The organism is Catenulispora pinistramenti, from assembly GCF_018274385.1.
Classification (GTDB): Bacteria; Actinomycetota; Actinomycetes; order Streptomycetales; family Catenulisporaceae; genus Catenulispora; species Catenulispora pinistramenti.
In genome coordinates, this window is sequence record NZ_JAAFYZ010000005.1 from 26,776 (window position 1) to 43,490 (window position 16,715).

General features: G+C 70.4%; 17 protein-coding genes. 4 read left to right on the forward strand and 13 right to left on the reverse strand.

Annotation, left to right across the window (positions count from 1 at the left end):
* Positions 1-115 precede the first annotated feature (115 nt).
* The 5 genes from KGQ19_RS02240 to KGQ19_RS02260 form a co-directional block, all read right to left on the reverse strand.
* Positions 116-604: a MarR family winged helix-turn-helix transcriptional regulator gene (locus tag KGQ19_RS02240; protein WP_194893633.1), complete on the reverse strand. Its 489-nt coding sequence runs from the start codon at positions 602-604 to the stop codon at positions 116-118.
* A 243-nt stretch (positions 605-847) separates the two neighbouring features.
* Positions 848-1,111, reverse strand: coding sequence for a hypothetical protein (locus KGQ19_RS02245; protein WP_212007343.1), 264 nt, complete (start codon positions 1,109-1,111; stop codon positions 848-850).
* A 188-nt stretch (positions 1,112-1,299) separates the two neighbouring features.
* The gene (locus tag KGQ19_RS02250) at positions 1,300-2,412 is read right to left on the reverse strand and encodes a hypothetical protein (protein ID WP_212007344.1); all 1,113 of its coding nucleotides are present in this window, start codon (positions 2,410-2,412) and stop codon (positions 1,300-1,302) included.
* 44 nt (positions 2,413-2,456) lie between these two features.
* Positions 2,457-4,862: a 2OG-Fe(II) oxygenase family protein gene (locus KGQ19_RS02255; RefSeq protein ID WP_212007345.1), complete on the reverse strand. Its 2,406-nt coding sequence runs from the start codon at positions 4,860-4,862 to the stop codon at positions 2,457-2,459.
* A gap of 147 nt (positions 4,863-5,009) precedes the next feature.
* On the reverse strand, positions 5,010-5,762 hold the full coding sequence (locus tag KGQ19_RS02260; protein ID WP_212007346.1) for an SDR family NAD(P)-dependent oxidoreductase: 753 nt from the start codon (positions 5,760-5,762) through the stop codon (positions 5,010-5,012).
* Between the two features lie 88 nt (positions 5,763-5,850).
* On the opposite strand from KGQ19_RS02260, the gene KGQ19_RS02265 reads away from it, so the two are divergent.
* Positions 5,851-6,441, forward strand: coding sequence for a TetR/AcrR family transcriptional regulator (locus KGQ19_RS02265; RefSeq protein ID WP_212007347.1), 591 nt, complete (start codon positions 5,851-5,853; stop codon positions 6,439-6,441).
* Positions 6,442-6,568: 127 nt separating this feature from the next.
* Here the strand turns inward: KGQ19_RS02265 and KGQ19_RS51650 are convergent, their stop codons facing one another.
* Positions 6,569-7,831 carry a cytochrome P450 family protein gene (locus KGQ19_RS51650; RefSeq protein ID WP_212007348.1) on the reverse strand — a complete coding sequence of 421 codons (1,263 nt, stop codon included), beginning with the start codon at positions 7,829-7,831 and terminating at the stop codon, positions 6,569-6,571.
* Between the two features lie 27 nt (positions 7,832-7,858).
* Positions 7,859-8,344: a hypothetical protein gene (locus KGQ19_RS02275; protein ID WP_212007349.1), complete on the reverse strand. Its 486-nt coding sequence runs from the start codon at positions 8,342-8,344 to the stop codon at positions 7,859-7,861.
* A gap of 235 nt (positions 8,345-8,579) precedes the next feature.
* Here KGQ19_RS02275 and KGQ19_RS02280 point away from each other — a divergent pair, with 235 nt between their 5' ends.
* Together KGQ19_RS02280 and KGQ19_RS02285 are read left to right on the forward strand one after the other, a co-directional pair.
* Positions 8,580-9,185 (forward strand): TetR/AcrR family transcriptional regulator, encoded by a 606-nt coding sequence (locus tag KGQ19_RS02280; protein WP_212007350.1) that lies wholly within the window; start codon positions 8,580-8,582, stop codon positions 9,183-9,185.
* Between the two features lie 66 nt (positions 9,186-9,251).
* A complete protein-coding gene (locus KGQ19_RS02285) occupies positions 9,252-9,947 on the forward strand; it encodes a VC0807 family protein (RefSeq protein ID WP_212007351.1) in 696 nt (231 codons plus the stop codon).
* 86 nt (positions 9,948-10,033) lie between these two features.
* Here the strand turns inward: KGQ19_RS02285 and KGQ19_RS02290 are convergent, their stop codons facing one another.
* From KGQ19_RS02290 to KGQ19_RS02305, 4 genes are all read right to left on the reverse strand, one after another.
* The gene (locus tag KGQ19_RS02290) at positions 10,034-10,669 is read right to left on the reverse strand and encodes a dihydrofolate reductase family protein (protein WP_212007352.1); all 636 of its coding nucleotides are present in this window, start codon (positions 10,667-10,669) and stop codon (positions 10,034-10,036) included.
* Positions 10,669-11,214 (reverse strand): SRPBCC domain-containing protein, encoded by a 546-nt coding sequence (locus KGQ19_RS02295; RefSeq protein WP_212007353.1) that lies wholly within the window; start codon positions 11,212-11,214, stop codon positions 10,669-10,671. The genes KGQ19_RS02290 and KGQ19_RS02295 overlap by 1 nt, the downstream gene beginning before the upstream one ends.
* A 3-nt stretch (positions 11,215-11,217) precedes the next feature.
* Positions 11,218-11,559: an ArsR/SmtB family transcription factor gene (locus KGQ19_RS02300; protein WP_212007354.1), complete on the reverse strand. Its 342-nt coding sequence runs from the start codon at positions 11,557-11,559 to the stop codon at positions 11,218-11,220.
* Between the two features lie 122 nt (positions 11,560-11,681).
* Positions 11,682-12,290: a DUF1707 SHOCT-like domain-containing protein gene (locus KGQ19_RS02305; protein WP_212007355.1), complete on the reverse strand. Its 609-nt coding sequence runs from the start codon at positions 12,288-12,290 to the stop codon at positions 11,682-11,684.
* Positions 12,291-12,370: 80 nt separating this feature from the next.
* Here KGQ19_RS02305 and KGQ19_RS51655 point away from each other — a divergent pair, with 80 nt between their 5' ends.
* Positions 12,371-13,627 carry a cytochrome P450 family protein gene (locus KGQ19_RS51655; RefSeq protein WP_212007356.1) on the forward strand — a complete coding sequence of 419 codons (1,257 nt, stop codon included), beginning with the start codon at positions 12,371-12,373 and terminating at the stop codon, positions 13,625-13,627.
* A 94-nt stretch (positions 13,628-13,721) separates the two neighbouring features.
* On the opposite strand, the gene KGQ19_RS02315 is transcribed toward KGQ19_RS51655, so the two are convergent.
* Together KGQ19_RS02315 and KGQ19_RS02320 are read right to left on the reverse strand one after the other, a co-directional pair.
* Positions 13,722-14,456: an LmeA family phospholipid-binding protein gene (locus KGQ19_RS02315; protein WP_212007357.1), complete on the reverse strand. Its 735-nt coding sequence runs from the start codon at positions 14,454-14,456 to the stop codon at positions 13,722-13,724.
* A gap of 8 nt (positions 14,457-14,464) precedes the next feature.
* A complete protein-coding gene (locus KGQ19_RS02320) occupies positions 14,465-16,705 on the reverse strand; it encodes an FUSC family protein (protein WP_212007358.1) in 2,241 nt (746 codons plus the stop codon).
* Positions 16,706-16,715: the final 10 nt, after the last annotated feature.

Below are 16,715 nucleotides of genomic sequence, written 5' to 3' on the forward strand. Positions count from 1 at the left end.
CTTGTCGTTGCTCGTGAAGCTTGAATCGTCCGTAGTGTCACCGGATATCCCGGTCCTGCTCTCGGGCGCGCCCGCGCGCTCGGCGTTCGTCACATCCACCCCTTGTCGTCGTTCGTCACTCAGCGCGGGCCGCCATCTGCCGCGCCCGATGCTCGCTCAACCGCCGGTCCAGCGCCCCGCCCAGAGCATCGAAGCAATCCAGCAAGGCCTCACCGCCACCGGCGAGCTCCCCGGCGGCGTCACCGAACAGCGGCGCCAACGCGGCAGCCAACTGCTCCTCGGCACTGCGCACCGCGGCCAACCCGGCCTCAGTGATCCGCACCCGCACCACCCGCCGATCCCCGGGATCGGCCTCCCGCTCCAAAAACCCAGCGGCCACCAACGCATCCGCGGCAGCCGTCAACGTCGGCTTACGCACCGCGAGCTTGTCGGCTAAACGAGCCGACCGCTCACCGCCGCCCCGCACCATGGACAGCAACTGGTACTGAGGCAGGCTCAAACCGGTGTCCACCCGCTCCAACGACCGCCGCAGGCGCACCAGCACCTGCACGGCGTCGACCACCCGCTCCGCGGGCAGCCCGGACAGTTGGTTCGACTCACTCATGGTTAGAGTGTCGAACATTTTGTGCCGGTAGTCAATTAGCCGGGCCGGTCTACCTCTGGGTGGCCGTTCAGAGTGAGAAGCCGGTGCGGTGCTTGTGCCACACCGGCCTCTACCAGGTCGATCAATGTGACGCCGACAGGCAGCTGGTGTCGGAGCCGGGCTGAACCAGCATGGCCGGCGTGGAGGCGACGGCTCCGGTGGAGTCGGTGACGGAGATCGAGATCTCCATCCCGGCCGGGAGGTCTACCACCCATAGGGAGGACGCCCCCTGCACCGTCGGGAGACTCTCGACGACGACGACTTCGGATCGAGGATCCGCAGGTCATAGGGCCCCGTCCCACCGCTGATGGCGAGCTGGGCCTGCTGGCACTGGACGAGTTGCACCGGGGCGGTGATCGCCAGGCCGCTCGGGTCGGCGTGGGCCGCGGTGGCCGTCGGGACGGCCAAGGTGATGGCGGTCAGGGAGACGGAGGCGAGCTTGCGGGAGAGCTTCATGATCACAGTCATGCCATGACGCTGCTCGGGTTCGAGGATGGCGCGCGGTGCGCTGGGCCGAACGGGCGCCGAAGCCGCCTCGGACCGGGCCGGACCGGGCGGGAGGCCGGCCAGTCCAGGCCCTGGCCCTGCTACCAGGGACGAAAGCCCTGGTGCTGACTTTCCGGATGCGTGGGCGTGGCTGAACTGTATGGCCGCTGTCAGGGGGCGGCGAATCCGCGCTCGGCGAATACCCGGCGAGCCGCCTCTGGCAGCTCGGCCCCGATCTCGACGGCCAGGTTATAAAATCCTTGATGGCCGGGTAGTTTCTCAAGCCCTGCGCTGATCAGGGTGTGCGCCTGCTCGACGTTGCCGTCGGCCAACGCCAGTCTGGTCTTCAGGATGACGATCTTCGAGCGGGTCGAGGCCAGTGCGGGGTGCTCCGCGATGCGCGCCAAGCGATCGGCGGCGTCGTAGTCGGGGAGCCGTTCAAGAAGCAGCTCGTGCCAGGCTGCGAGGTCGTTGCCGCGTTGTTCGCGGACGAACGCGGCGTGGTCGAAACCGCCGTGGCTGACGGAGAGGTAGCCGGGACTGCCCCATCGCGGACTGGGAGCGGGGTCGGCGAAACGGTCCAACTCGGCCAGGTAGGCGTCGGCGCAGGCGATCCACGCGTCGGGGTCCGGGAGCAGCTCGGCGACGACCCGGGCCAGTGGTCGCTCACGCTCGGCGGTCGCGCCGTAGCCACGGCGGGTCCAGCCGTACTGGCTTTCCCAGCGGACCAGCTGGGGCATCGCTCGGGTGATGAGTTCGGTGATGCCGCCGCGACGCAACATCGACGCCCACAACTCGGCGGCCGCGTCGGAGACGACGAACCGTGCCGCGGCCACCGGGTCGTCGGAATGGACGTACTCGCTGTCCTTCATGGCGCGGGCCAGGCCGATGAGCAGCTCCAGAGCCTCCTCGGCCGGTCTCGGATCGGGTGCGGCCAGGCAGGTCCGGGCCTCAGCGGCCAGAGCGCCGAAGGTGAGCCGCCACTTCGAACGCTCCGTGCGCGACACGCTCCGATCGCCCGCCATACCCGCCATATAGGACCCGCTTTCGACCATCCTGACGAAGCGTTCGACTGCGCCGAGTACCGCGACCGGGCTGCGTACCTCGCCCCGGGCCTTGGCGCGCGAGGTTTTCGGGGCCGGGTTGATCTCTTCCTCGATCCGTTCCCGAAGCGTTGCGGCGCCGCGCCAGTACAGGTTCCACAGGGCTTTCTTCAACCCGTCCTGGTCCAAAGCGGCCAGCCGTGCGTAGAAGTCTTCCCGGTTCATCCTCTCAACAGCCACGGCCGAGATCGTACCGGTAGCGGGTTCCGCCCAGCGCCGCTATGTCAGGTGGCTGAGGTTGAGGCCACGGCCGCGGAGGGCCAGACGGCGAGGATCCATCGCAGGTCCGCCTCATCCTCGGCGCGCTGTGCCCGCTCTCCGCTGAACAACGTGTCCTTCTTCGCCAGTATCAGGGTGTAAGGGCGACCCTCCCTCCGTGTCTGGTGGTCGACTGGAAGCTCGGCCGCCTCGATGCGGGAGTGGACGTGCCGACGGTTCTCCTTGGCCAGCGGCCACTCCCGGATCCGCAGGGTCGGATCGGCGAGAAAATCCGCCAGGACCTCGCACAACGGACATGAGCAGCCCTCGGGCAGCGTGATCGACCAGTCGTTCGCGGCGCGCGCCGGCCGCGCCAGCCGCCTGGTGAGTCGGCGGCCGCAGTCTGCCGCCACGTCCGCCGACAGCCGGTCGCCTGGCGCCTCGCCGTGCACCGTTGAGTCGCTGTGCACCGTTGAGAATGAGCGGAGCCCCGAGAGCAGCCAGGGCAGCGCCTCGTCGCCGAGCCCGGCCAGGTGGGCCGCGATCACGTCGCCCGTCGTGGTCGCCGCCATGTTGGCCGCGGCGGCGATCACCGCGGCCAGCGGCGCGCCGAGGTCCTCCAGACCGGCGGCGCGGCGGCTGGGAGGAGACGCGAGCCGCGGTGCTGCTGTCGCCGCCAGCCGCTGCCACGCCGCTTGTAGCAGCGCACGGGACGCGGCGGTGCCGTCGCGGCCGGAAGCCGTCAAGCTCGTGCACAGCACCGGCAGCGCCGAATACCAGTCACGGCTCTCGGATGTGTAGCCATAGACCTCGCCTTGGCTGCCGGCGCACCAAGTGCCCAGGATCCGGCCCAGCCAGGCGCCGCCGTAGCGTTTCGCAAGGCGGCTCAACGGTGCCGCGTGCTTGGCGAGCAGGTCCTCCGACCGGAATGGGGCCAGCAGCATGGCCGCGACCGTCGGATCGTCCACAGCGTGCGCGGCTTTCAACGCCGGGCCGAAGACACCGCCGCGAAGGTCCGGGCTCACCGTCGCGGTCCAGAACGGTTCGAGCGAAGCAGCGTCAGCGCGGGCCCCGGCGACGTTCCCGGACCGCGCCCGCTCGGCCACCTGGCGCATCGCCCAGGCCGGGGCGGCCTCGGCCCGATTGGCGAAGGCCAGGCTGTCGGGGAACACCACTACCGCCGCTCGCCGGTACCAGCGGTCCAGGGTGTTGCCGTAGTTGCCCATGTAGCCCTCGTACTGCTGCTCATACGGCTCGAAGTCGGCGGTCGAGGTCCTGGAACAGACCTCGTCCTCGCCCACTTCGAGGCTGATCGACTCGCGCTTCCCGGTCTCCGGGTCGACCCAACAGGACAGCGTCGTGGTGCGCTCGATCAGATCGTTGAGCTCGTGGTCGCCGTCGCCGTCGCCGTCGCCGTCGCCGTCGCCGTCGCCGTCGCCGTCGCCGTCGCTGTCGCGGTCGTCGTCCTCGCCGTCCTCCCAGCCCTCGTCGTCCCAATCCTCGTAGTCCGAGTCCTCCGGATAGGTGTCCCAGGTCTCCTTGATCTTGGTGCCCGCCAGCATGACCTGGCAGCCGGCCTGTTCGGCCGCCGTCCGCAGCAGTGCCGCCCGGTCGGCGTCTGCGCCCTTGAGCCGGTTCCAGCTCAGTCCCCGCTCGGTGTACTCGTGGTCCAGCAGATACACCAGCCGCTTGGGTGGCGACGCCTTCCCCCACGAGTACGCCGAAGACGGGGTCGCGAAGTGGGTGCCCAGAAGCCGTGCCGCCTCGTTCACCGTGTCGGCACCCGACGCCTGCGGCGCGCCGCCGTCCAGCAGCAGGTTGAACGTGACGGCGATCCGGTATCCGGATTTCACCGGCCGCACCTCGTGGCGGCAGTCCGCGTAGAACGCGCAGAGCGCCAGCCGGGACGCCGAGCCGGAGCAGGTCTCGCTCCGCCCGCCCTGCGTGATGACGAGCTCGCCGCCGCTGTGCCGGGATGGCAGCGTCACGGCCAGCGTGCCGACCATCGCGTCGTGCTTCTCAGAGTCTTGATGCGGCAGGAAGAACTGGCCCGGCTCGTAGACCAGCAGCGAATGCAGCTCTGCCCGGAGCCTTGCCGAGCCTGGCAGCCCGAGTCCTTTTCGCATCCGGTCCAACACCTTGTCGAACAGCGGCGACCATGACAGGTGGACCGCGGTCCGCGGCACCTCCCAGGTGTCGCGGACCGACGCGTCGGTGAGCGTCCGCTCGCCGCGCCCGTAGCGTGCCGGAGTGCCCAAAGCGCACAGCTTGCGTGCCTGCGCCGCCGTCACCGGGTACTTCAAACGCCCCGCACCGTCGACCTCGACGTCGAGCAGCGCCGGATCGGCCTGCTCGACGACGGCGAACGGCGGCTCGCCGAACTCCCTGGTGAGGACCGCAGCCAGGCGGTCACGTGCCGCGGGCTTCACCATCACTGCACGTCCTTCTCCGCTGCTGCCCTTGCTCCCAGGTATGAGGACAGGCTAAGGGGCGCAACGCAGGGTACGCATTCGATCTCGACAAGTGATCGTGCGGATACGACACCGGGGTCGATGTGACACCGGGTTCGGCGGACCCGGTCAGACCTGGACCTGCCCGCCGTCGACGAAGTGCTCGGCGCCGGTGATGAATGAGCTCTCCGGCCCGGCAAGGAAAGCGGCCAGCGCTGCGACCTCTTCGGGGCGGCCCATGCGCCGCAGTGGGACCTGCGCGGCCAGCGCGCCGTGCAGGTCTTCGGTGCCCATGCCGAACTTGTCGGCCAGGCCTTCGATCGCGGGGGTGGCGATGGGGCCGGGTGTGATGACGTTGACCCGTACGCCGCGCGGGGCCAGTTCGGCGGCCCAGGTCCGCCCGAGGCTGCGCACGGCGGCCTTGGACGCGGCGTAGACGCCCATGCGGTCGACGCCTTGGTGGATGGTGGTGGAGCCCAGCAGGATCACCGAGGCCGTCTCCGCGAGCAGGGGCAGGGCCTTCTGCACCGTCAGCAGGCTGCCCTTGGTGTTCACGCCGAAGACGTGGTCGAACTGCTCCTCGGTGACGTCGGTGAGGCTGGATCCGTCGCCCAGCCCGGCGTTGGCCACCACGACGTCGAGCCGCCGGCCGTCGCCGCGGATGACGTCGATGACGCGATCGAGGTCGGCGGCGCGGGAGACGTCGGAGGGCACGGGGACCGCGTTGGGGCCGATGTCCTTTGCCGCGGCTTCGAGTTCGTCCGCGCGCCGGCCGGTGATGTAGACGCGGGCGCCGTCGTCGGCGAAGCGCTTGGCGATCGCCCGTCCGATGCCGGCGGAGGCTCCGGTGACCAGGGCTGTCTTTCCGTCCATGGGGCTCATGACGCTGATCCTCTCGCTGTTCTTGACTGTCTAGTCCAGAACCTAACCCATTCTGGACGAGGTGGTCAAGAACCTGTAGCCTTGGGCCATGGCGCGCCCCCGGAGCTTTGACGAAGACGAGGTTTTGCGCGTCGCCAGGGACCAGTTCTGGACGACCGGCTACGCGGCGGCCAGGGTTGACGACATCGCGGCGGCCACCGGCCTGGGGAAGGGCAGCCTCTACGGCGCCTTCGGCGACAAGCGCCATCTGTTCCTGCGCGCCTTCGACGACCACTGCGCCGCACTGGTCGAAGGCGTGCGCCGGGCCCTGGACGGCCCGGATGCCGGGGCGTATGAGCGATTGCGCGCACACATACTGGCGGTCGCGGACGCCACCGCCTCAGACGTGTGCCTGCGCGGCTGCCTGCTCGCCAAGGGCACCGCCGAACTCTCGGGGCAGGATCCGGCCGTCGCGGCCACGGCCCGCCGGACTTTCGCGGCCATCCAGGGGCTGCTGGCTTCCTGCGTCGCCGGCGCGCAGCGGGCAGGCGAGATCGACCGGGACGCCGACCCGGACCGCCTCGCCGGACTCCTGCTGGCCGTGTTGCGTGGCATCGAAGCCCTGGGCAAGGCGGACACCAGTCCCGATTCGCTGCGCGCCATCGCCGAGACCGCCTTGGCCGTCTTGCCCCGGCCGTAGAAGTCGTAGAAAGGGCATGGTCCGGACTAGCGGGTCGTCGATGTGCAGGTGGGCCTGACGCGGCATTCTGCTATCTGGCGTCGGCGTCGGCGTCGGCGTCGGCGTCGGTATCGGTATCGGTATCGGTCTAGGAGTCGGGGAACGCGCTGTGGTTGGCGTTGACCACCTGTGCCATGAACGTGACGGGCAACGCGGTCAGGGCGTGCTGGCGGTGGTCGAGTTTCCAGGGCAGGTCCTGCTCGGGGAGGGCGAGCGTGAGGTTCGGCAGCCGGTGCACCGCGGTCCACAAGGCGGTTCGCACCTCCATGCGTGCCAGTGGGGCGCCGAGGCAGTAGTGCGGGCCGTGGCCGAAGCCGAGGTGGCCGCTGGCGGCGCGGTCGCGGTCGGGCTCGATGGCGTCGGGGTCGGTGATGTACTGCGGGTCGCGGTTGGCTGAGCCGATCGCCAGCAGGACGGTCTCGCCCGCGGGCACGACTCGTTCGCCGATGCGGAGGTCTTCGAGGGGGAAGCGTCGGATCGCGGTGAGCATGGGTCCGTCCCGCCGAAGCAGTTCCTCGACGAGCGCGGCCATGCGCGGCGTGTGTGGATCAGGCTCCTTGCGGACGAGGTCTGCGAGCCGCGGTTCGCTGAGCAGCGTGGCGATGCCGTTGGCGATCAGGTGCACCGTAGTCTCGAAGCCGGCCCACAGGATGAGGAAGGCCAGCGACGTCAGCTCGTTCTCTGACAGCCGGTCGTCCCCGTCGCGTGCGGTGATCATCGCGGTGAGCAGATCGTCGGCCGGCTCGGCGCGCTTGCGCTCGACCAGGTCCACCAGGCAGGTGTGCAGGCCGGCGACGAGGTCGCCGGTGGCGGGCCGATTCGGATCGTTCGGCGTCATCAGCGAGCGGGTGTAGGCCTGGAAGGCGGCGCCGTCTGACTCCGGGATCCCGAGCAGGTCGCAGATGACGGCCACGGGAGTCGGGGCGGCGAGTTCGGTGACCAGGTCGGCGTGGCCGTTCGGGGCGATCGTGCCGATGAGGCGGTCGACGGCTGCTTGGACGCGCTCGCGCTGGGCTTCGACGCGGCGCGGGGTGAACGCGGAGGAGACCAGGCGACGAAGCCTTGCGTGCGCCCGGTCATCCACGTTCATCAGGTGCTCGTCGAGAGCCGGTGGCAGACCGAAGCCCTGGTACCCGTGATGGGAGTTGCGCGCTTCGATGGACATCCGCGGGTCGGATAACAATGCCTTGACATCGGCGTGGCGGCTGATCACCCAGACTCGCCCGCCGCTGGGCTTGACCGCCTGGTGGACGCCACCGGTCTCCCGTAGCCGTGCGTACGCCTCATACGGGCATCCGGACAGATGCGGCGCCATCTCGATCGGCTCGGAGAACGGCTGACTGGCGGTCACGCAATCAAGATACGGCGAGGACCGCCCCTAACCGATCACGACCCGCCACGCGGTCCCCTCCGCCACCGAGGGGTGGATCATGTCGTTCTCCTTGACGACCAGCTGCGCCGCATCGTTGACGAAACCGGCCGGAACGAGCGGCTCCCACTCCGTGACGTCGCCGTCGACGAAGCGCTCGCTGGGCGGCAGCAGGCCCGGGTCGGTGCGGGCGCTGATCAGTTCGCGAACGTAGTCGACGGTCTGCGGGGCGGGGGAGCGGATGGCGATGCAGTAGAGGCGCGCGCCCTGGAAGATCGTCGCGTTGGTGTCGCCGTCGTGGAAGGAGCAGCGCTTCAGGCGCTGTGGGTCCAGGGTCTGGAAGAGGACCTGGTACGCCTTCGGGCCGTAGAACCCGCCGCCGAGTGCGTCGATGTCGAACAGGACCCCGATTTCGGTCTGTCTGGCGGCCGGTTGCCCTGTCGCCGGTCGCCCTGCTGCCGCGGTCTCAGACCTCTTCTTCCGGAACAGCCCCATGGCCTTGTCCTTTCGTTCCGACAACAGCTGAACACAGCTCCCACAACAGCTGAACATAGTCGTGTCGGGACCGGTCCCGGCCGGTCCCGACACGGCCCGACCGGCTGTGATCAGGCGGCACTTCTGCGGGCCTGTGCGGGGCGGTGCAGACCAGTGCAGGTAAGTGCATACCAGTGCAGACCAGTACGGCGCCCCCCGTGGTGCCGGTTTTACTTGCGTGATGTAATCTTTACTCATGCGAGTAAACGACGGCGAGACAGACCGATCGTTCACGGCCACCGCCCGCCGGGCGCAGATCGTGGCCGCGACCATCGAGACCATCGCCGACCTCGGCTACCCGCAGGCCTCGTTCGCCCGCATCGCCGAGCGGGCCGATCTGTCCAGCACCCGGCTGATCTCCTACCACTTCGCCGGCAAGAGCGAGCTGATGGAGGCGGTGGTCACCGCGGTCTACACCGAGATCGGGCAGTTCATGGCGGTCCGGATGGCCGGGCTCACCGGCGGCCGGGAGCTGCTGCTCGGCTACATCCGGGGCTACCTGGAGTTCATCGCCGAGCACCGGGTCCAGATGAAGGCGCTGCTGGGGATCTTCCTGGCCGGGGCCCTGGATTACGACCCGGAGACGTCGGAGCTGGTGGTGCTCGACCCGGTCGAGCGGATTCTGCGCCGGGGCCAGGAGACCGGCGAGTTCCGCGACTTCGATCCGCGGGTGGTCGCGGCCAGCGTGCAACGCAGTGTCGACGGCGTTCCGATGCTGCTGGAGACGTACCCGGGACTGGATCTGGAGGGGTGTGCCGCCGAGCTGTGCACCCTTTTCGACCTGGCCACTCGCAAGGACTGAAGGACCGAGGGCTTGAAGGGCCGAGGGCTTGAAGGGCCGACGGACCGAAGCTGTAAGGGGACAGACATGAGCGCACCCGAAGCGCCACCCACCAGCCGGGGGAGAGCCGCGCTCGCCCTCGTGTGGGACGTCGGCGCGCCGATCGGCATGTACTACCTGCTGCACGGCCTGGGCCTGAGCACCTTCCTGGCGCTGCTGCTCTCCGCCGTGCTGCCCGGCCTTACTTCGGTCTACCAGGTGGTCCGCTCGCGGAAGTTGGACGGACTCAGCCTGTTCATGGTGTCCGTCACGGTGCTGTCGGCCCTGGCCTCGCTGATCTCCGGCTCGCCGAGGTTCCTGCTGGCCAAGGACGGCTACCTGACCGCGTTCGCCGGAGCCTGGCTGCTGGTCACCGCACGGGCCGAGCGGCCGGTGGTGTTCATGTTCGCCCGCGTGCTCCTGGAAGGCCGGGTCGGTCCGCACGGCGAGTCCTGGGACGTGCTGTGGGAACGGCTGCCGGGATTCCGCAGGATCTGGCGGGTGGCCGCGGTGATCTGGGGTACGGCCACCATCGCCGACGCCGTGGTGCGCTTCGCCATGGCCTACACGCTGCCGGTCAACCAGGTGCCCGCGCTCAACGGCGTCCAGTGGGGCGTGCTGTTCGTCCTGCTCCAGGTGGTCACCAACGTGTACTACCACCGGGCCGGACTCTACGACCCGCGCTCGGCGCTGTATGAGCCGCTGGCTCGTTCTCAGACCCAAGCGGCCATCGCATCGCTCTAGGCCCAGGCGGTCGTCACGCCGCTCTAGGCCCAGGCGGCCATCACACCGCTCTAGCCCAAGCAGTCATCCCTCCCACGCCAAGGCAGTCATCGCGTGCGGACGGCGTAGGTCACGTGGGTCACCCGCTGCGTCGGCTCCGAGCGGACCTGCTCCAGCGCCACGCGGTCGGCGTCCACGCCCGCGAACAGGCTGGTCCCCGTGCCGAACAGCACCGGGGCCAGTGCGACCGTGAACTCGTCGACCAGGCCGGCGTTCACGTACTCCAGGATCGTCGTGCCGCCGCCCGCGATGCGCACGTCCCGGTCGCCGGCGGCGGCCCGGGCCTGGTCGAGCGCGGACTCGATGCCGTCGTTGACGAAGTGGAAGACGGTCCCGCCGGGCCGTTCCCAGGGGTCGCGCTTCTCGTGCGTCACGACGAAGACCGGAGTGTGGAACGGTGCCTCCGGCGGCCACGCCTTCTCGCCGAGGTCGAACATGCGCTTGCCCATCACGCTCGCGCCGGTCCGCTCGAACGTCTCCCGCGCGATGTCGTTGGCGCGCCCTTCTTCACCGCCCTCGCCGAACTTCAGGTTCTCCCGGAAGAAGCGCAGCGGGAAGAGCCACTGCTGGAGTTCCATCCACTGCGCCGTCCAGCGCTGCTGATCCGGGTCGTCCTCGCGCTCCTCCGGCGCGACGAACCCGTCCAGCGACATCGACACGCTGAAGAACACCTTCCCGGCCATCAGTTCCCACCTTCCTCTTCCTTGCGAACGATCTCGGCGATGTATTCGGCCAGGTTGTTCAGGGTCTGCCGGCCGCCTTCGACGGCGTGGTACTTCTCCACGGCCTCGTCGCGCAGTTCCTTGGTGGGGAACAGCGTGTGCATCTCGATCCGGGTGGCCGTGCCGTCGGAGGCGAAGGTCAGGACGGACTCGAAGGCGTTCGGGTCGTCCCGGGATTCGCCGTGCCGCAGCGCGATCCGCTCCGGTGCGGCGATCTCGGTCCAGGCGATCCACTCCTGGTAGTCCGTCCCGTCCGGGCCGTGCATCACGAAGTCCCACGCCCCGCCGACGCGGAACTCGAAGGTCCGCGTGGTGGTGGTGAATCCGTCCGGTCCCCACCATCGGGACAGGTGCCGCACCTGGGTGAACGCCTCGAAGACCAGCTCCCGCGGGGCGCTGATGACCCGGGAGATCACGATCTCACGGTCGGCCGTCGCGGACCGCGCGGACGTCTTCTGTCCCGTCGCGGCGAACTGCGCCGGCGCTCCTCGTCCCGTCGCGCTCATCAGCTACTCCTCCTGCCGTGCTTGCTTGAGCTCCTGTACATATGCGTCCAGCCGGTCGAAGCTCTCGTTCCAGAACCGCTCGAACCCGCCGGCCCACTCGTGGACCGGCCGCAGCCCGCGGGCGTCGAGACCGTAGAGGCGTTGTTTGCCCGCTTTGCGGTCCCGCACCAGCCCGACCTCCCGGAGTACCCGCAGATGCTTGGAAGCGCCGGGCTGGGTCATCCCCAGCTCCCTGGCCAACTCGGTGACCGGCCGCTCGCCGGTCCGCAGCAGGACCAAAATGTCCCGGCGCTGCGGCTCGGCGATCGCGTTGAAGACGTCCGACGTCGTCGCTGCTCGTGCCATGGACGCAATCATATTCCCTTATCGGCATGCGTCAAGTCGGACGACCGCCCGTTCAACGACCCTTGTTGAACGGGCGGTGTGGCGGATCCGGAGATCCGGAGATCCGGAGATCCGGCGCGCCGTCAGCGCAATCTGCGGGGATAGCGCACGACGAGGTCGCCGCCGCGCAACCGGCCCGTGACCTCGATCCGCAGCTCCACCGGGTGGTTCGGGTCCTGCTGCGGCGGGCGGACCTTCAACTCGCCCATCCGCACGATCACGTCGTCGGCCGTCACCACGATGCCGGGCCGGGTGATCAGCAGCAGATCGCCGCCGATGCCGAGGTCGACGTCGATCACCAGCCGGTCGTGGGCCATTATCGCGTCGGTGAAGTCGAGCTTGGCGTTGCCGACCGTCAGCTTGATCTCCATCCGGCGCGGGACCACCCAGGTCCCGTTCCACTCGACCCGGCCGATGCGCTTCTCGATCTTCACCACGTCCTTGGCCGGGACCGCCGGCTCCGCGCGCCGCGGCTGCTCCGGCAGATCCCTGGTCAGCGCGGCCAGGTCGCGCAGCGTCCGCGCGGCCAGCGCCGCCTCCACCCGGTGGTCGAGTTCTTCGGGGGTCAGCCGGCCCTCGGCCGCCGCGTCGCGGATGATGTCCACGACCTCGTCCCGGTCGGCGTGCGAGACCTTGACGTCCGCGGCGGGCACCCGTTCCAGGGCGTCGTGTGATGATTGTTCGTCGTCCATGGGTTCAGCCTGGCCAGTCCGTGCGGCTCTGTGCAACACGGAGCGGGAATCAGGGTTCTACGATCCACTAGGCTGGTCCGGTGACTGTCAAGGACGCGGACATCGCCCGCGCGCTCAACCCCGTACTGGGCGCCGACCACGAGGCGGTGGCCGCCCGGCTGCACGCCGAACCCGGTGGTGTGCACTGCACGCAGCTCGCGGGCGGGGAGCGGATCTGGGTCGTCAGCCGCTATGACGACGTGCGGAACCTGCTCGCCGACCCGCGGCTGGCCCTGAACAAGAAGGCCTCGCTGGCCGGGTACGAGGGCTTCGGCCTGCCGCCCGCGCTGGAGGCGAACCTGCTGAACCTGGACGGCGAGGACCACGCGCGGTTGCGGCGCCTGGTGTCCTCGGCGTTCACCACGCGGCGGGTGGAGGGGCTTCGCGAGCGGATCCAGGCGCGGGCGGATGCGCTGGTGGACGGGTTGACCGACGTGCTGGGTACCACTGACCCGGGCACGGCGGACCTCGTCGCCGCCTACGCCGCACCGCTGCCTATCGCAGTGATCTGCGACCTGCTCGGCGTGCCCGAAGAGCAGGGCGCGACACTGCGCGGGTACACCCAGGTACTCCTCGCCCCGGGCGAGTATCCGCCGACGGCGATGGCCGGAACGCTCCGCGGCATCATCGGGCTCCTCGTCGGGCTGCTCGCGGCCAAGCGGGACGCGCCCGCCGACGACTTGCTCTCGGCGATGATCGCGGCCCGGGACGGGGCCGACCGGCTGTCCGAGGAGGAACTGCTCTCGCTGGCATTCCTGATCCTGTTCGCCGGCTACGAGAACTCGGTGCACGTGATCAGCGCGGCGGCCGCCCGGCTGCTCGCGGACCCGGCCGCCGCGGACGCGGTGCGCGCGGAGCCGGATCCGCACACGCCGGGCATGACCGCGCTGGTTGAGGAGGTGCTGCGGCGGGACCAGCCCGGGACGACGGCGATCCGCCGCTTCCCGACGCAGGACGTGGCACTCGACGAAGGTGTCGTGATCCCGGCCGGGGACACCGTGTTGCTCTCGGTCAGTTCGGCGAATCGGGACTTGCCGGTGGCCGCGGACTCGGGCGCCGCTCCGGGCACCGGGCACGTCACGTTCGGCCACGGCGTGCACTACTGCTTGGGCGCGCCCCTTGCCCGGCTTGAGGTGCGCATTGCGCTGTGGACGCTGCTGAACAGGCTGCCCGAGCTGTCTTTGGCGGCGGCTCCGGAAGCGCTGGTCTGGCGGTCGGGCCACCGGCAGCGGGCGCTCGCCGCGCTTCCGGTCAGGGCCGGGAAGGTGCTGCCCGCTCTGCCGAGGATCGGTGGCTAGACGCGAGAGGCCAATGGTTACCGGTTACCGGTTACCGGCTACCGGCTACCGGCTACCGGGTAGCGGCTATCGGCTAGCGGGTAGCGCTCTCCGCTCACCCGGCCGCCGCGTGGCACGTGGTCTCAGCCTTGCTCGCGCCCCTTTTCGGGATCGAGAAGTCCAGACTCAGCCCGGAAGGGCTGGGCCGCACCGCCGTGAGCGCCGCGCCGTCGGGCAGGTCGGGCAGCGCGAACACCTTCGGGTCCAGCTGCCGAGCCAGGTCCTTGAGCAACGGCAATGACCGCAGCGACGCCACCGAGATCTCCTTGCCGAAGACCGCGACCGTGGTCGGCGTGATGGTGAACCCGTCCGCGCTGCTGCTGATCGAAGTGTGGACGGTGACCGGGAATCCGGACGTGCTGCCGGTGATGACCAGCCCGGCGCCGTCGGCCGCCATCGACGGATCGGTCAGCCCGGACATCTGCGCCAGCTGCTGCGTCATGGCGCTGTAGGGGGCGGACGCGACGGCCGTGCCGCCGCTGGTCGCGCCGCCCGTGGTGACGTCGTGCAGCACCGCGTCGACGTGCGCCGAGACGCCGTCGCGCTGGACGCCGTCGGCCCAGACGTGCACGTCACCCACGTCGCCGAACACCGCCCCGAGCCCGGCGAACGTCCCGGGCAGCGAGTCGCCGACCGGCCCGCCGGCGCTCAGCCGGCAGCCCGCCAGCCGCGCTATCCGCCCCTCGGCGACGTGCTTGATCACGACGTTGGCGACGCCGACCGCGACCAGCACCAGCACGGTGACCGCGATGGCGATGACGGACGAGCGACGGCGTAGCCGGGTCAGCATGGCGCCAACTATGGCATTGGAGGCTCGTGCCGGGTCGCTCGATTCTGAGCCGGGGGAGCAGTGGCGGCCGGGGGCACCGGGTCGAGCGCCGTCAACAACTCCTGCAGCCGGGTGGCCTCGGCCGCGAGGCGTGAAGCGTCCCGCAGGATCGCCGCCGAGGTGCCGTCGTTCGCGCCCTTCCACGTCGCCGCCGCGCCGTCGAAGTCCGTCGTGGTGACCGTCTGGCCGTGGCGGACCTGCGTGGCGGTGGCCAGGAGCGCGTCGCGCAGTGTGTGGGCGAACGCCGAGCCGGCGGGCCGGGGCGGTTCGTCGCCGGGCGGTTGGTGCGCCTGCACGATGACGGCCGCCTCGAACAGGCGGGCCAGGGCCCGGTGGGCGCGGGTGAGGCCTTCGCGGCTGGGCCCGCGGTCGCGGACCGGTTCCTGCGCGGCCGCCAGCGCCGCCGACTCCAGCGCCAGGTACGCCTCGCGCGAGTCCAGCAGCGCTTCGCGGGCCCGCCTGCGGCGTGCCGGCCCCGGCTCGGCGACCGCCTCGATCGTGGCGGCGGCGTACCTGCCGGTGGCCTCGACCAGGTCGGCCAGGCGGCCGGCGAGGGTGACGGTCTGCCAGGACGGCCACAGCGCGTAGGAGCTGAAGATGATCAGTCCGCCGAGCAGCGTCAGCGCGACGCGCTCGCGCACGGTGCTGGCCAGGGCGAGTCCGTCCATGGAGAGCAGGAAGACGATGTAGGCGGTGATCAGGGTGCTGGCGACCAGGTAGCCGGACTGCATCACCAGGTAGAGCGCGCCGGTGCAGGCGGCGGCCAGCGCCGCGGCCACCCACGGGTCGGGGTGGGAGAGCAGCACGACGGTCGAGGCCAGGGCGACGCCGACCAGGGTGCCGGCGAAGCGGGCCACGCCGCGGCTGAAGGTCTGGGAGAAGTCCGGCCGCATGACCATCATGACGGTCAGCGCGGCCCAGTAGCCGTGCTGCACGTTCAACAGCTTGCTGATTCCGTCGGTCACCGCGACCACCACGGCCACGCGCAGGGCGTGACGGAGGATCGGGGAGTCGCGGCGGAGTTCGTGGCGGACGGTGCGGCGGGCTTGGGCCAGGCGCTGGCGGAGGTCTGGGCGGTGGAGGATGCCGGGGCGATTGGGGTTCGGGCCGGCGTTACCGTTGGGGCTGGGGCTGGGGCTGGGATCGCTTTCCTCGGTCTCCCGCAGGACCGCGTCGACCTGGCCGAGCAGGTCGATGAGCTTCTCGGCGGCGTCCCCGGCCGGCTCCCCGACCAAGCTGTTGCGCGCCGCCTGCTCCATCGCCGTGAGCAGCGCGGTCGACGGCGGCACGACGGCCCCGGTGCGGATGGAGCGGGCGGCGGTGTCCAGGACACCGGCCGCGGCGTCGAGCAGGTCCCGGACCTGTGCGCGTTCGGCGTCGGGCATCGCCTTGCCGGCGTCGGCGAGCGCGAGCAGGACGGCCCGCACCTCGTCCATCAGCACCCGGATGCCCGACAGCTCGGACGGCCGGCGCCGGGCCTGGCGCGGGGTGAGCGTGGCGGCCGCCCGCGCCTGCGCCAGCGCGTTCGGGTCGAAGACCGCGTCCCGGCTGCGGCTGAGCCGGCGCGCGTAGTCGGCCACCGAGGCGCACGCGTCGGCCAGCGCGGACCGCTGCGCGTTCCAGGAGCGGTCCGGCCACACCAGCACCAGCGCGACCTGCACGGCCCCGCCGGCCCCGATGAGCAGCGCGAACTGCACGGCGTCGGCGACATCCCGGGGCGCGCGCACGATAGTGAGCATCACCGGCACGGTCATCGCCGCGGCGATCCCCTGCGCGCTCCCCAACGCCCAGAACATCGCGGCCCCGAACGCCCACACCGCGAGCACCAGGACGAACAACGCAGGCCAGGGCGCCACCGCATTGCCCACGAACGCACTGGCGAACAGCCCGAGCGCGGTCGCGACGGTCAGCCCGGGTCCGCGGCGATACCCGGGCAGCACACTGGTCATACCGGTCAGCTGCGCCCCCAGCGCGGGGAGCACCGCGTGGGTCGGACCAAGCCAGGCCAGCGCCCCGAACAATGCGATCGCCACCCCGAGCCCGGAGCGCGCCGCTGCCGCGGGATCGTTGAAGGCCCGCTCGACCCGCATCCCGGACCGCGAGGCCATCTTGACCGAGCGGTACCAGGCCGCGCCGAGGCCGCTTACTCTCTCGACCCCCGAGCCCGAGCCCGAGCCGGAACCCGAGCCCGAGCGCTTTGACCTTGCCACAACCCAACAG

Excerpts from the sequence above, each read along its gene's own strand:
- KGQ19_RS02300 (WP_212007354.1), bottom strand. The coding sequence starts at position 11,559 with ATGGCACGAGCAGCGACGACGTCGGACGTCTTCAACGCGATCGCCGAG.
- KGQ19_RS02240 (WP_194893633.1), bottom strand. The coding sequence starts at position 604 with ATGAGTGAGTCGAACCAACTGTCCGGGCTGCCCGCGGAGCGGGTGGTC.
- KGQ19_RS02260 (WP_212007346.1), bottom strand. The coding sequence starts at position 5,762 with ATGAGCCCCATGGACGGAAAGACAGCCCTGGTCACCGGAGCCTCCGCC.
- KGQ19_RS02290 (WP_212007352.1), bottom strand. The coding sequence starts at position 10,669 with ATGGCCGGGAAGGTGTTCTTCAGCGTGTCGATGTCGCTGGACGGGTTC.
- KGQ19_RS02255 (WP_212007345.1), bottom strand. The coding sequence starts at position 4,862 with ATGGTGAAGCCCGCGGCACGTGACCGCCTGGCTGCGGTCCTCACCAGG.
- KGQ19_RS02285 (WP_212007351.1), top strand. The coding sequence starts at position 9,252 with ATGAGCGCACCCGAAGCGCCACCCACCAGCCGGGGGAGAGCCGCGCTC.
- KGQ19_RS02245 (WP_212007343.1), bottom strand. The coding sequence starts at position 1,111 with ATGACTGTGATCATGAAGCTCTCCCGCAAGCTCGCCTCCGTCTCCCTG.
- KGQ19_RS02265 (WP_212007347.1), top strand. The coding sequence starts at position 5,851 with ATGGCGCGCCCCCGGAGCTTTGACGAAGACGAGGTTTTGCGCGTCGCC.
- KGQ19_RS02275 (WP_212007349.1), bottom strand. The coding sequence starts at position 8,344 with ATGGGGCTGTTCCGGAAGAAGAGGTCTGAGACCGCGGCAGCAGGGCGA.
- KGQ19_RS02315 (WP_212007357.1), bottom strand. The coding sequence starts at position 14,456 with ATGCTGACCCGGCTACGCCGTCGCTCGTCCGTCATCGCCATCGCGGTC.
- KGQ19_RS02295 (WP_212007353.1), bottom strand. The coding sequence starts at position 11,214 with ATGAGCGCGACGGGACGAGGAGCGCCGGCGCAGTTCGCCGCGACGGGA.
- KGQ19_RS02280 (WP_212007350.1), top strand. The coding sequence starts at position 8,580 with ATGCGAGTAAACGACGGCGAGACAGACCGATCGTTCACGGCCACCGCC.
- KGQ19_RS02305 (WP_212007355.1), bottom strand. The coding sequence starts at position 12,290 with ATGGACGACGAACAATCATCACACGACGCCCTGGAACGGGTGCCCGCC.